At 63.8% G+C, this 13,837-nt stretch carries 15 protein-coding genes; 6 read left to right on the forward strand and 9 right to left on the reverse strand.

Going from position 1 to position 13,837, the window contains the following annotated elements; all coding sequences use genetic code 11:
- The 6 genes from AC1DLO_RS00005 to fabF all read left to right on the forward strand — a co-directional run.
- On the forward strand, positions 1–510 hold a 510-nt coding region (locus tag AC1DLO_RS00005; protein ID WP_476888317.1), incomplete at its 5' end, for a transketolase-like TK C-terminal-containing protein.
- 188 nt (positions 511–698) lie between these two features.
- A complete protein-coding gene (locus AC1DLO_RS00010; RefSeq protein WP_476888318.1) occupies positions 699–1,943 on the forward strand; it encodes a PucR family transcriptional regulator in 1,245 nt (414 codons plus the stop codon).
- A gap of 88 nt (positions 1,944–2,031) precedes the next feature.
- Complete coding sequence (locus AC1DLO_RS00015; protein WP_476888319.1) at positions 2,032–2,961, forward strand: ACP S-malonyltransferase; 930 nt, start codon at positions 2,032–2,034, stop codon at positions 2,959–2,961.
- Entirely contained in the window at positions 2,958–4,019 is a 1,062-nt protein-coding gene (locus AC1DLO_RS00020) for a beta-ketoacyl-ACP synthase III (RefSeq protein ID WP_476888320.1), read from the forward strand. Before AC1DLO_RS00015 ends, AC1DLO_RS00020 begins: the two co-directional genes overlap by 4 nt.
- 107 nt (positions 4,020–4,126) lie before the next feature.
- Positions 4,127–4,372 (forward strand): acyl carrier protein, encoded by a 246-nt coding sequence (locus tag AC1DLO_RS00025; protein ID WP_184737393.1) that lies wholly within the window; start codon positions 4,127–4,129, stop codon positions 4,370–4,372.
- Between the two features lie 140 nt (positions 4,373–4,512).
- Positions 4,513–5,748 (forward strand): beta-ketoacyl-ACP synthase II, encoded by a 1,236-nt coding sequence (gene fabF, locus AC1DLO_RS00030; protein WP_476888321.1) that lies wholly within the window; start codon positions 4,513–4,515, stop codon positions 5,746–5,748.
- A 159-nt stretch (positions 5,749–5,907) separates the two neighbouring features.
- Here fabF and AC1DLO_RS00035 read toward each other — a convergent pair whose 3' ends face one another.
- From AC1DLO_RS00035 to lepB (AC1DLO_RS00075), 9 genes are all read right to left on the reverse strand, one after another.
- Positions 5,908–6,411, reverse strand: coding sequence for a DUF3145 domain-containing protein (locus AC1DLO_RS00035; protein ID WP_476888322.1), 504 nt, complete (start codon positions 6,409–6,411; stop codon positions 5,908–5,910).
- 269 nt (positions 6,412–6,680) lie between these two features.
- The gene (locus AC1DLO_RS00040; protein WP_476888752.1) at positions 6,681–7,646 is read right to left on the reverse strand and encodes a tyrosine recombinase XerC; all 966 of its coding nucleotides are present in this window, start codon (positions 7,644–7,646) and stop codon (positions 6,681–6,683) included.
- Between the two features lie 75 nt (positions 7,647–7,721).
- Positions 7,722–8,864, reverse strand: a complete 1,143-nt coding sequence (gene dprA / locus AC1DLO_RS00045) for a DNA-processing protein DprA (RefSeq protein WP_476888753.1) — start codon at positions 8,862–8,864, stop codon at positions 7,722–7,724.
- Positions 8,865–8,998: 134 nt separating this feature from the next.
- Positions 8,999–10,540 carry a YifB family Mg chelatase-like AAA ATPase gene (locus AC1DLO_RS00050; RefSeq protein ID WP_476888323.1) on the reverse strand — a complete coding sequence of 514 codons (1,542 nt, stop codon included), beginning with the start codon at positions 10,538–10,540 and terminating at the stop codon, positions 8,999–9,001.
- On the reverse strand, positions 10,541–10,897 hold the full coding sequence (locus tag AC1DLO_RS00055) for a YraN family protein (protein ID WP_476888324.1): 357 nt from the start codon (positions 10,895–10,897) through the stop codon (positions 10,541–10,543).
- A 113-nt stretch (positions 10,898–11,010) separates the two neighbouring features.
- A complete protein-coding gene (locus tag AC1DLO_RS00060; protein ID WP_059387678.1) occupies positions 11,011–11,355 on the reverse strand; it encodes a DUF2469 domain-containing protein in 345 nt (114 codons plus the stop codon).
- A gap of 78 nt (positions 11,356–11,433) precedes the next feature.
- Positions 11,434–12,207: a ribonuclease HII gene (locus AC1DLO_RS00065; protein WP_476888325.1), complete on the reverse strand. Its 774-nt coding sequence runs from the start codon at positions 12,205–12,207 to the stop codon at positions 11,434–11,436.
- Positions 12,207–13,142, reverse strand: coding sequence for a signal peptidase I (gene lepB, locus AC1DLO_RS00070; protein ID WP_476888326.1), 936 nt, complete (start codon positions 13,140–13,142; stop codon positions 12,207–12,209). The genes AC1DLO_RS00065 and lepB (AC1DLO_RS00070) overlap by 1 nt, the downstream gene beginning before the upstream one ends.
- Complete coding sequence (gene lepB / locus AC1DLO_RS00075; protein WP_476888327.1) at positions 13,143–13,820, reverse strand: signal peptidase I; 678 nt, start codon at positions 13,818–13,820, stop codon at positions 13,143–13,145.
- Positions 13,821–13,837: the final 17 nt, after the last annotated feature.

Here is a 13,837-nt window from a genome sequence, read left to right on the forward strand (position 1 = left end):
CCCCGCGCGCAGATCCTCGCCTCCGGCGTCTCGGTCCCCTGGGCACTGGACGCCCAGCGGATCCTCGCCGAAGACTGGGGAGTCTCCGCGGACGTGTGGTCCGTGACCTCCTGGAACGAACTCCGACGCGACGGACTCGCCGCCGAAGAACACGCCTTCCTCAATCCGGGCCAGGAACCGCGTACCCCGTTCGTCGCGCAGCAACTGGCTGGTGCCACCGGACCGGTCATCGCCGTGACCGATTACATGAAAGCCGTCCCGGACCAGATCCGCCAATTCATCCCCAACGAATTCGCCTCCCTCGGCGCCGACGGCTTCGGCTTCTCCGACACCCGCCAAGCCGCACGACGCTTCTTCAAGAACGACACCCACTCGGTCGTCGTGAAGGCGCTGCAGCTACTCGCCCGCCGTGGCGAAGTGGATGCCCAGGCTCCGGCCCAGGCAATCGAGAAGTACCGCCTCCTCGATGTCAACGCCGGGACCACCGGCGGCGCAGGCGGCGAAAGCTAAACCTCAAGCGAAGCGAATCTAAGTCAGAAGACCACGACGGCGGTCCACACCGGAAGGTGCGGGCCGCCGTCGTGCTTTAACTCCCCGCACAGCGCTGCGCGGCCCGGACGCTCGCGTGACCCACACCAAGCGCAGTTGTAGCCTTCGCACAAATGGAGCTTGCGGACGATGCGCCGTATGCTCAAGGCATGGCAGAGCCGATTCAAACCCCCGCTAAACGTAAAGCGGCTGCGCGCGCGGTGTCACCCGAAAAGGCTGAGACCCTGAAGCGGCTCCGTGCCAATGTGGGGCAATTGTCCACCACCACCATGCGCAAGCTTGAGAAATCACTGCCTTGGTACAGCCGGCTGAGCTCCGACGAACGTTCAGCGCTAGGCTTGGTTGCCCAAAACGGAATCGCGGCTTTCGTGACGTGGTACGAACGGCCCAGCTCGCCGTCGTGGATCCTGACGGATGTCTTCGGCAATGCTCCCACTGAGCTGACCCGCTCCATCAGCCTTCAAAAGGCCCTCCAGTTGATCCGGATCGTGGTCGACGTGGTGGAGGACCAAGTGCCTGTGATTGCGCCTGAAGCCGACCAGCCTTCGTTGCGCGAAGCGGTCCTGCGCTATTCACGGGAGGTGGCTTTCGCCGCCGCGGACGTCTACGCCCGAGCCGCGGAATCGCGCGGTTCCTGGGACACCCGGCTCGAAGCCCTGATTGTCGACGCCATTCTCCGCGGCGAGAACACTGATGCCCTTCGATCCCGCATCGCAGCCCTCGGTTGGAAGGCCCAGGAACGCTTCACCGTGATGGTGGGAAACTCGCCGTCGGAGCCGAGCGCGAGCTATGTGAGCGAGCTGCGCCGGACGGCCGGACGCTATGCGGAGGACGCCTTGGTTGGTATCCAGGGCGACCGCCTGATCCTCATTCTGGGTGGTGTGCAGGACCGCGACACCGCATATTTGAAGCTGAGCGAACTGTTCGCCCCGGGCGCGGTGGTGTATGGACCGGAGGCCGGCTCCCTGCTGGAAGCGAGCAGTTCTGCGCAAGCAGCCTTCGCCGGGCTCACGGCGGCCAAGGCGTGGCCCTCGGCTCCGAGGCCGGTGGCCGCCGACGACCTGCTCCCGGAACGCGTAGTCTCGGGCGACGACGCCGCGCGCCGTTCCCTCATCAAGAACATTTACCGGCCCCTCCTCGCAGCTTCCAACGGGCTCGTTGAGACGCTGGGCACCTATCTCGAGCTTGGCCATTCCCTCGAAGCAACTGCCCGCGAGCTGTTCGTCCACGCAAACACAGTGCGGTATCGTCTCAAGCGCGTCTGCGACGTCACAGGGTGGGATCCGCTCCTCCCCCGGGAGGCTTTCGTACTCCAAACTGCCTTGGTTGTGGGCAGGCTTTCGGCCCAGCCAAAGGCGACGTCGGAGCGTCACGGTACCCGATCCGCGGGTTGAACCGTTGTAGACTTCCTACAAACTGACCCAGTGAGCTTGGTGTACGCAAACACCAGTAGTTCACGCGGCAATTTGGAAAGCTGGTTACGTGCTTGCAATCGTCTGCCCTGGACAGGGCTCCCAGACCCCTGGATTTTTGGCCCCTTGGCTGGAGCTCCCTTCCGTAGAGGGCCATTTGGCCTCCCTGAGCGAAATCGCAGGCATCGACCTCAAGGCCCACGGCACCACCTCCGATGAAGAAACGATCAAGGACACCGCTATCGCGCAGCCCTTGATCGTCGCCGCCGGACTCGTGGCAGCGAAGTCCCTGTTCGACGTCGAACTCAGCACCCTTCCCATCGTTTTGGCCGGGCACTCGGTCGGTGAGATCACTGCCGCGGCACTTGCGGGTGTCCTCAGCGAAGAAGAAGCTATGACGTTCGTCCGCGAGCGTGCCAACAACATGGCGGCCGCCGCCGCCGTCACCCCCACCGGGATGAGCGCCGTCGTCGGCGGTGACCCAGCTGAGGTTCTTTCGGCAATTGCGGCTGCGGGCGCAACGCCCGCGAACGTCAACGGCGCCGGGCAGACCGTGGCCGCGGGCACCTTCGAACAGCTCCAGGCCCTCGCTGACAACCCGCCGGCCAAGGCCAGGGTGATCCCGTTGAAGGTCGCCGGCGCGTTCCACACCTCCCACATGGCTCCGGCCGTGGACGCGCTTGAAGCACTCCGGCCCTCGCTCAAGCCGCAAGCCCCCACGGTCCCCTTGCTCTCGAATTTCGATGGCCAGGAAGTAACGGACGGCGGCGCCGCCGTCGAAAGCCTCATCGCCCAAGTCTCACGCCCGGTGCGCTGGGATCTCTGCATGGAGAACCTGGTCCAGCGCGGCGTCACCGGACTCATCGAGCTCGCGCCGGCCGGCACCTTGGCCGGGCTCGCGAAGCGCGGTATGCCGGGCGTCAAAACCGTTGCCGTCAAGACCCCGGATGACCTGTCCGCGGCACTTGCACTCTTCGCAGAACTGGAGGGAGAAGCATGAGCGCCCCCGTACTCAAGCAAGCACCGACCAACGAATACTCACGCATCGTAGGCATCGGGGCATACCGCCCGGACATCATCGTCACCAACGAAGACGTCTGCCAGTGGATCGATTCCTCGGACGAATGGATCCGCCAGCGCACCGGAATCGTCACCCGCCACCGTGCCGCGGCCGATGTCAGCGTCATCGACATGGCCGAGGGAGCTGCCCGCGAGGCACTCAAGCAGGCCGGCATCGAGGCTTCCCAGCTTGGTGCCGTCATCATCTCAACCGTCACGCACCCGTATGCCACGCCGTCCGCAGCCGCTGCACTCGCCGACCGTTTGGGCGCCACCCCGGCACCGGCCTACGACATTTCCGCGGCGTGCGCGGGCTACTGCTATGGCATTGCCCAGGGCGATGCGTTGGTCCGTTCCGGCGCGGCCGAATACGTTCTGGTGGTAGGCGCCGAGAAGCTCTCGGACGTGATCGACAACCACGAGCGCACCATTTCCTTCCTGCTCGGCGACGGTGCCGGCGCAGTGGTCATCGGCCCGTCCGACACCCCTGGTATCGCCCCTTCGATCTGGGGATCCGATGGAAGCAAGTGGAACGCGATCGGCATGACGCATTCCCTCGATGAAGTCCGCAACCTTGGCGAGACTGCCCGCCATTCGGATGAATCCGATGATCAGGCCATTATTTCCGCCGCACAGGATGTTTGGCCGACGCTCCGCCAGGACGGCCAGACGGTCTTCCGCTGGGCCGTCTGGGAAATGGCGAAGGTTGCCCAGCAAGCCCTCGACGCCGCTGGCATAGAAGCCTCGGATCTTGCGGCTTTTGTCCCCCACCAGGCGAACATGCGGATCATCGATGAGATGGTCAAGAAGCTGAAGCTCCCGGAGACGGTCGTTGTTGCACGCGATATCGCGGAAGCCGGCAACACCTCGGCCGCTTCCATTCCGCTGGCCACGCACCGTCTCTTGCAAGAGAACCCGGGACTCAGCGGTGGCCTCGCCTTGCAGATCGGATTCGGCGCCGGCTTGGTCTTTGGTGCCCAGGTAGTCGTTCTTCCGTAGTTTGGACTGCTCTACCCCCAACTGAATAGTGCTTTGAAACCCAAACCGTATCCGCGGTTTGCCCCCATTTCCGGCAGCAGCCGGCACAACAAGAAAAGGAGCCAACAATGGCTAGCAACGAAGAAATCCTGGCCGGCCTGGCTGAAATCGTGAACGAAGAGACCGGCCTCGCCACCGACGCCGTCGAGCTGGACAAGTCCTTCACCGAGGATCTGGACATCGACTCCATCTCGATGATGACCATCGTCGTCAACGCCGAAGAGAAGTTCGGCGTCCGCATCCCGGACGAAGAGGTCAAGAACCTGAAGACCGTCGGCGACGCCGTCAACTTCATCTCGAACGCACAGGCCTAGCCTGGCATCAACTGTGCCGGACTTCGGGTGCGACCTGTTGCATCCGAAGTCCGGCACAGCTGCTTTATTTCCCAGAGTTTTTTCCTGCCTCCCCAGTGAGAACAGCACGTGGGTTGGCTGATCCGACAGAGAGTGATCGCATGGCACGCAAAGTAGTCATAACCGGTCTGGGCGCCACAACGCCCATCGGCGGCGACGTCCCCACGATGTGGAAGAACGCGCTCAAAGGGGTCTCCGGTGCCCACACGCTCGAGGACGAGTGGGTTGCCAAGTATGACCTTCCGGTCCACTTTGCCGCCCGGTGCTCGACGCCGGCCCTCGAGGTCCTGAGCCGCGTTGAAGCCAAGCGCATGGACCCGTCCACGCAGTTCGGCGTCATCGCCGCACGCGAAGCTTGGGCAGATTCCGGTATCACCGAAATCGACCACGATCGCCTTGCCGTTGCTTTCGCTACTGGCATCGGTGGCGTCTGGACGCTCTTGGACGCTTGGGACACCCTGAAGGAAAAGGGCCCTCGCCGGGTACTGCCCATGACGGTCCCCATGCTCATGCCGAATGGCGTCGCCGCAGCCGTCAGCCTTGACCTTGGCGCACGCGCCGGCGCGCACACTCCGGTTTCTGCTTGCGCTTCGGGCACCGAAGCCATGCACCTCGGCCTCGACCTCATCCGTTCGGGCAAGGCCGACGTCGTCGTGTGCGGTGGCGCCGAAGCCGCCATCCACCCGATGCCCCTCGCCGCGTTTTCCTCGATGCAGGCGCTTTCCCGCCGCAATGACGATCCTGAGCACGCTTCGCGGCCATACGACCGCGACCGCGACGGCTTTGTGATGGGTGAAGGCGCAGGCGCCCTGGTCCTGGAAGCCGAAGAGCACGCCATCGCCCGCGGTGCGCGCATCTACGCTGAGCTCGCCGGTACGTCGGTCACGGCCGATGCGTACCACATCACGGCACCGGACCCGGAGGGTCTGGGCGCTACCCGCGCTTTGAAGGCCGCTATGTTCGATGGCCGCATCCAGGCCGAAGACGTGGTACACGTCAACGCCCACGCCACGTCCACGCCGGTCGGCGACAAGCCTGAGTACACGGCGCTCCGTGCCGCCCTGGGCGCGCACGTCGACAATGTGGCGGTCTCTGCCACCAAGTCCCAGATGGGCCACCTGTTGGGTGCTTCAGGGGCCGTGGAAGCCGTGCTGACGGTGCTCGCGGTCTATGAGCGCCAGGCTCCGTTGACCATCAACCTCGAGAACCAGGATCCGGAGATCCCGCTCGACGTCGTCACTTCCGCACGCACCTTGCCTGCCGGTGACATCGTGGCTTTGAGCAACTCCTTCGGTTTCGGCGGCCACAACGCGGTCATCGCCATCCGCAACGTCTGACCCCGTCGCGGCCGGTTCGAGGCACAAGGCAGGCACAAGAGGAGGGCCCCACCGTGGTGGGGCCCTCCTCTTTGCTATGGAAAACCTGTCTTTGCTCTTTCGCGCGGGTGCCTGGGCCTCGCGGGGCTTAGCCGGGGCTACGCTAAGGCCGTGCGGGGCTTAGCCGACCTGATGGAGCCAGCGGACGGGTGCACCTTCGGCAGCGTGGCGGAAAGGCTCGAGTTCTTCGTCCCAGGCCTCGCCGAGCGCCAATGAAAGCTCGTGATACACAGCCGCGGAGTCCCCCGCTGCCGACTCATAGGCGTAGCGGATACGGTCCTCGGTCACCATGATGTTGCCGTGGACATCCGTGACGGCATGGAAAATACCGAGCTCCGGCGTGTGCGACCAACGCGCACCGTCCACGCCTTGGCTGGGCTCCTCCGTGACTTCATAGCGAAGGTGCGCCCACCCGCGCAAGGCCGACGCCAGTTGTGCGCCCGTTCCCGGGACTCCCGCCCAGGACAGTTCGGCACGGAACATTCCGGGCGCGGCCGGTTGCGGGGTCCACTCAAGATCGGTCCGCTTATCAACGACCGATCCGATGGCCCACTCAACGTGAGGGCACAACGCGGTAGGGGCCGAATGAACAAACAAGACACCGCGAGTTGTTGCAACAGACATTCCATCCTCCATAGCTGTAGGTACGTCTTCCCCAACGACCTCTGCCTGGATGAAAAGTTTGCTGCGCGCGTGCCGCGCTGTTCCGGTTTCCCTAGCCTTCTATGATTTTTTCCACAGCGGAAGAACATTCAAGTTGAAGTTGAAAGTTCCCCGACATTGCTTTCATTTTGCCGTACGGACCGGAATTACGCCAGTGCGATTCGCGGATGCACTGATTTCGTCCCTTCGGGGCTCTTCAGACTGCTGCGGGATCCCCAGACCGCGTTCCCTTAGGCGCGCGGATGGGCCTGTTGATAGCTCTTGCGAAGCCGGTCCACCGACACGTGGGTGTAGATCTGGGTTGTCGCGAGACTACTGTGTCCAAGTATCTCCTGCACCGCGCGCAAATCCGCCCCGCCGTCCAGCAAATGGGTAGCAGCTGTGTGGCGCAGGGCGTGGGGCCCTGTTGCCGCGGTATCCCCCAGCGCCGCCAGGAGGTCATTAACCACGCTTCGTGCCTGGCGTTGGTCGATCCGGTTGCCCCTCGAACTGAGAAACAGCGCCGGCCCGCTGCGCTCGGCAACTAGCCGCGGACGACCCCGACGGAGCCAGTCGTCGACGGCGAGCGCAGCCGGTACCCCGTAGGGGACAGTACGTTCCTTATTGCCTTTGCCGAGCACACGGAGGGTCCTGCGGTCTGGGTCGAGATCATCGATGTCGAGGCCGGCCAGCTCTCCGACACGGATTCCCGTGGCGTAGAGCAGCTCGACGACGGCCCGGTTACGCAGCGACATCGGGGAGCCATCCGCGGCCGCCTCGGCCAGGCTTTCGAAGATCCGGGCGACTTGCTGGTGGTGAAGGACCCCAGGGAGTGTGTGATCGCGTTTGGGGGCTTGGAGGCGAGTGGCCGGGTCGGATGCAATCAGCTCTTCCCTCAAGGCCCAAGAAGTGAATGCCCGGGCCGTGGCTGCGTGCCGGGCGAGAGTCGCCCTTGACCTGCCGGTTTCGCTCTGTGCGCCCAGCCAGCGACGCAGAGTGCCAAGTTCCAAGTCCGTGAGCTCCTCCACGCCCTCTGTGACGGCAAAGCCCAGCAAGTTCTCGATATCGGCGATGTACGCCCTCACAGTGTGAGCGGATCTGGCCCGTTCGCCTTCGAGGTAGCGCCGAAAGTTCGCCACGGTCTTGGCGAGTGCTTCGGGGAGCGGTTTCTCTTCCACCCTTCCACTGTGCCAGCAGCGAGGCCGGGCTGGTGGCATCGCCACGTTCCGGGCAGAGAGCCTGATTCGGGTCGGCTGGATCCCGCTCAATTCCGCACCCCCTCATCCGCTCGCTCAACCCCGCTTCCCCGACCTCTTCCAGGCACCGCCCACAGATACTGCCAGTCCCAGCAATCCGAGCCGTCCAAGCCCGGCCCGTACCGACCCGGGGCTAAGTCCGGCTACAACGGCGAGCTTCTCCACCGAGCTCGTTGAACGGACTGGTAGGGCATCCAACAGAATGAGGTCCTCGAGCGTGAGCCCATCGTGGTCGGAAGCATCTGTTTCCTTATCCTCGGCGAGAGCTTCACCACTGGACCCCGCCAGTTCGGCAATCTCGCCGACATCCGTGACGCAAACAGCCCCGCCGTCCCTGAGAAGCCGATGGCAGCCAGCGGAGTTGGCACTATGTATCGATCCCGGAACTGTTGCAACGGCCCTGCCTATGGATTCGGCATGGTGGGCAGTATTCAGCGCGCCCGAACGCCAGCGGGCCTCCACCACAACTGTCACACCTGCCAAAGCCGCGATGATTCTGTTGCGCTGAAGGAACCTGTAGCGGGTGGGCGCCGAACCCGGGGGAACCTCTGCGATGACCGACCCTTGATTTGCCACGGCACGGAGCAAATCCTCATTCCCGGACGGGTAGTACCTGTCCACTCCCCCTGCCATCACCGCGATGGTCGGCATGTCGCTGGTACCCCCGGTCAGCGCGCCACGATGGGCATGGGCGTCTATTCCGTACGCGCCTCCCGATACGACGCTATAGCCGCGCTGGCCCAACCCGTAGGCGAAGTCACCGGTCACTGATGCCCCATAGCTGGTGCTGTCCCGGGAGCCGACAAGGGCAACCACCCGCCGCAAGGGTGGAAACTCCACTTCGAGTCCACGCCACCATAGACACAACGGTTCATGCAGGCCAAGATCAGCCAACTGAGCTGGCCACATCGGATCGCCGGGGATGATCATGCGGCCACCAAGGCGTTGCATCGTGGCAAGATCCCGGTCGGGGGCCAAGTCCGGAATCCTTGGCGCCCAGCGACGCAATGCGGCAGCCAATCCGGCCCCTGCTGCGGAGACCCCGCTGTCAACCAGCAAGGAACTCACCTCTTGCTCAAGCTCGGGACCAGGGAGGAGCTCACCGATCGCTATCCTGAGACCATCGACGGCCCCCGCGGCCTGCACCAAGGCGAGTCCGGCAGCGTCTTGTGGCTCCATCAGCCTCGAGAGCGCTGCCCGGGCGAGGCGCTCTTTCGATCGGTCCGCGGTCCCGATTCCGCGCACGGACGGCGCGGCTTCCGAGGGAGGCGTTTCGCGCGGTAGCGGGTGGTTCTCAGTCATGGCGTGTCCTTTCATGCGGCCGCAACCGCCTGCCGCAGGCCAAGGGCCTGCCCGATGTCATCGCTGTGGGGCCGGTCCCGGTGACCCAGATCCGCAAGCGTCCATGCAAGGCGCAGGACGCGGTCGTAGCCTCTCGCGGTGAGGATTCCACGCTCAAGGGAAGTATCCAGAATCTTCGTGGTCGCAGAGGGGAGGCGTAGTTCGCCGCGCAATACACGGCCGGGAATCTGCGAGTTGGTTTCCATCCCAAATCTCCCCAAGCGTTCACGCTGCCTTGACCGGGCGGCATGGACTCTCCCGGCGACCGTAGCTGTGTCCTCCTCCGCGCCGGATTGCCCGAAGTCGGCAAGGGATACTCGTTCCACTTGAAGCTGGATGTCCACCCTGTCCAACAAAGGTCCTGACATACGCCCGAAGTAGCGGCGCCGCATCACTGGAGTGCAGGTGCAATCGACTCCTTTGCCAGTGGCCTTTCCGCACGGGCAAGGATTCGCAGCAAGGACCAGTTGGAAACGAGCCGGGTATGCTGCGGTACCGGCCGAGCGGTGGATGACCAGCTCACCGCTCTCCAGGGGCTGCCGCAGGGCGTCCAGAACGCGGCGTTCGTACTCGGGCGCCTCGTCCAGGAACAGGACGCCACGATGGGCTCGTGATGCCGCTCCCGGCCGTGGCAGGCCGGAGCCACCACCGATGATGGCGGCGGCAGTCGCACTATGGTGGGGGTTCTCAAAAGGCGGGCGGCGCAACAGCTGTACCGAATCAACGTGGACGGCTGAGAGTGAGTGGATCGCTGTGACCTCCATGGCTTCTTGGTCGCCCAGATCCGGCAAGAGTCCCGGGAGCCGTTCGGCGAGCATGGTCTTGCCGGCACCAGGCGGGCCGCACAGCAACACATGGTGTGCCCCGGCCGCCGCAACCTCGAGCGCACGGCGGGCATCACCCTGCCCCGAGACATCGCAAAGGTCCGGAACAACCACAGTGCCGCTTTTGCCGTCGCCAATAGCTTCACCATCGACGGGATCGTAGTCGAGGGCCAGATCCTGGGGGTCAGCCCCGAAATCAAAGGCCAAACGGGCCAGAGTCTTGTAGCCGCGAACCACCGCCCCGGGAACCAACTCCGCCTCGGCGACGTTTGCCTGGGCCACCACGATCTCGGGGTGGCCCGCCTGAACAGCCGCCATGACCGCCGGCAAGATGCCGCGAACCGGCCTCAACCTGCCATCCAGTCCCAACTCGGAGATGAAGACCGTACCTTCGGTGGAACGGATATCACCGGCAGCGCGCAATACCGCCATGGTGATCGCGAGGTCGAACCCCGAGCCACGCTTGGGCAGCGAGGCTGGAATCAGGTTTGCGGTGATCTTTCGACGGCTGAGGGGGATGCCGGAATTCTGGGCGGCCGAGCGAATACGCTCCTTGGCTTCGTTCAAGGACGCGTCCGGCAGGCCCAGGATCACGAAGTTCGGGAGGGTCTGGCCGATATCTGCCTCGACCTCCACGATGTAGCCGTTCAGGCCCAACAGTGCAACGGAGTAAGTCCGTCCCACGCCCATCTAGCCCACACCCCTGAGGTGCTCCAACTTTGGTTCGCCTACGCCGTCGTCGATGACCCCCACGACATCCACCCGGCGGCGTGAGGCGCGCAACTCGTGATCACGGCACCAGGACAAAGCCAGGCGGTGCAGCCGAGCAAGCTTGGCTGCATCAATGGCTTCGAAGGGATGCCCGTAGGCCAGATTCTTCCGGGTCTTGACCTCGGCAATCACCAAGATGTCGCCGTCGAACGCCACGATGTCGATCTCCCCCTCGTGGCACCTCCAATTGCGGTCAACAATGCGCATCCCTTGGGTTTCAAGGAACCCGGCAGCCAGCGTTTCACCGTGCTGGCCCAACAAGTCTTTGGCTTTCATAACCACCTCCGCTACCAGCGTGGAGGCGCGGAGAGTCCAAAGACAGGGAGGAGTTTGGCTATGTGGGAAACTCCGTCAATGGCACGGTGTGGAGGAGAAGTTCGCGAGCTGCCCTAGTTGCCCAGGTTGCCGAGATCGCCCAGATCGCCGTCTTTCGGCAAGGAAAGTTCCTCGCTCCGCGGCAGTTCTTCGACGTTGACGTCCTTGAACGTGATGACCCGGACATTCTTCACGAAACGGGCCGAACGGTAGACGTCCCAAACCCAGGCATCTTGAAGTGTCAGGTCGAAATAGACCTCGCCGTCGGCGCTGCGAGCCTGCAGGTCGACGTGGTTTGCCAGATAGAACCGGCGCTCGGTCTCGACAACATAGCTGAACAAGCCGACGACATCGCGGTATTCGCGGTAGAGCTGTAGCTCCATGTCGGTTTCATAGTTCTCAAGATCCTCGGCACTCATAGTTCCATCTTGCACCATGGAGCGGGCACTCGCCGCAACGCTGGCACGGCCGGCGTCCGTCACAGGAAAAAGCGGGGGCTACAGCAGGTTCCAACTGGTCCGGTGGTACCGAGTAGGGCCCAAGGAGCGGAGGGCCTCCCGGTGTGAGGAAGTAGCGTAGCCCTTGTTCTCGTTCCAGCCGAACGCCGGATACTCCTCGTGCAGCCCAACCATGATGCGGTCCCTGGCGACCTTTGCAAGCACGCTGGCGGCCGCCACGCTGAGGCAGCTCATGTCCGCCTTCACCCGCGTGTGAACGGGCGCCTCGCAAGCAGGCCCGGGAGGCTCGGCGTCGAACAACGATCCTTGAACTTGAGGCGAGAGCCAGTTGTGGCTCCCGTCCAGCAGGACAAGGTCCGGATGCACGCCCGCGGCGAGGATCTCGAACCAGGCGCGTGTTCCAGCAAGGCGCAAGGCGCCGACAATTCCCAGCGCATCGACCTCCGTCGAACTTGCGTGGCCCACTGCCGAGCCAACGGCCCATTCGCGAACCAACGGCTCCAGCCGTTCGCGGTCTTCAGGCTTGAGCAACTTGCTGTCACGGACATCGGCGAGCAAGCCGTGGTCCCGAAGATCGACGACGGCGATCCCCACCGAAACCGGTCCGGCAAGGGCTCCACGGCCTACTTCGTCAACGCCGGCCAAGAGCGTGACTCCAGGGGCCAGGAAACCCCGTTCGACATCCAGGGTCGGAAAGGCGGCAGGCTGTTTGGGCTTCGTCCCCGGGGTCTTCTCCGCTCCGGAAGTCCGCCCCGTCCTAGCCGGAGCGGCTGTCCTAGCCGGCGCGGCCGTCCTGGCCCCCGCAGGTGCCATCACTTGCTCGCTGGAGCGGTGGGCGAAGCCGTCTTCTGTGGCGACGGCGCGGGAACATTGCGGAAAACCTCGGAGTGGTTGTCCAGGATCTGCCAACGGTTAACCGGCCAGGCAATAACGGTGGCTTTACCCTCCACGTCGGAGATATTGATGAAGCCACCGTTGACAGCTTGGTGTTCGCGGGAATCCGCCGAGTTATTGCGGTTATCACCCATAACCCAAATTTTCCCCTCCGGGACCACTACATCGAAAGACTTGGCCATCGGAACCTGGGCAGGGTTGATGTAGCTTTCGTTGAGGACCGTGCCATTGACGCTGACCCGCGCGGAACTGTCACAGCACGAGACCCTGTCCCCGGGCAGTCCGATCACGCGCTTCACGAGGTGCTGATTGGTCTCATCCGGGAGTAGTCCGACAAAGACAAGGCCATCCTGGAACCACTTGAAGGGCCCGGGCGCTGACTTCTGCGTGGGCGGCAGCCATCCCTGGGCGTCCTTGAAGACCACGATATCGCCACGTTCCAGAGCGAAGGGCTTGGGGACCAGCAGGTTGACGAAGATCCGATCGTCAACGTCGAGGGTGTTGACCATGGACTCCGAGGGGATGAAGAAGGCTCGGAACAGGAATGTCTTGATCAGGAAGGACAGCACTACGGCGATGACCACCACGGTGCCGATTTCCTTGAGCCAACTGAGGAACGGACTGCCGTGGTTCTTGGCTGCGGCATTGGACTCATCGGTTTCGTCGGCAGCCCGCCGTGCGGACCGGCGAGGAGACTCCTGTTCGTCTGGCTGTTCCGCCCCTTGGCCCGCCGACCCTCCGGAGGCCCGATCGGCGTCGTCCGCTGCGAGCTCGCTGGCGGGAGCGGACGGTCCGTCCAGGAGCCGGGCGTCGTCGTCGTGCCGTTCTGGCGTCCCGGGAGTTGTCTCCGGCATCTATTGTCCGTTCTTCGTGGTTGTACCGGCCTGCGCAGGGCGAGCCAGTTCTGCAAATCTATCAAGCGGCCAGATGATCCGGACCGGACGCCCAATGACACGCTCCAGCGGCACCATTCCTCCACCGGGTGCGCCCAGAAGGTTACGCGAATCGGCCGATCGTGAACGGTGGTCCCCCATGAGCCACAATCGGTCATTGGGGACCATGACGTCGAATTTCTGCTCGCTCGGCGTGTCGCCCGGATACAGATAGGGTTCCTCAACCGGCTGACCGTTGACGGTGAGTTTGCCGTCGGTGCCGCAACACACGACGTGGTCACCGGGAAGCCCTATGACACGTTTGACGTACGTTGTATCGCTTCCCGTGAGGCCCAGCCAGTGGCCTGCTGCGGCCGCGGCGTCGGCGAACGGGCCTTTGCCGCTGTTCAGGGGGGCAAAGGTGCCCCTGCCGTCGAAGACCACGATGTCTCCCCGGCGAATGGGATCTGCGGCGAAATCAGTCCTGGACACAAGGATGCGATCGCCTGTCCCCAGGAGCGGCTCCATTGACTCAGAGGGGATGAAGTACACGTCGATCCACAAGGACCGGACCAGCCCGCTGATGGCCACGGCCAAGACCAATGCGAGCAAAACAAAACGCCAGCCCTGTTTCCGGGGCTGGCGTTTTGCGTAGTCCATGATTCGTTTCCTGTTGC

This window comes from Arthrobacter sp. 01T419, from assembly GCF_056398865.1.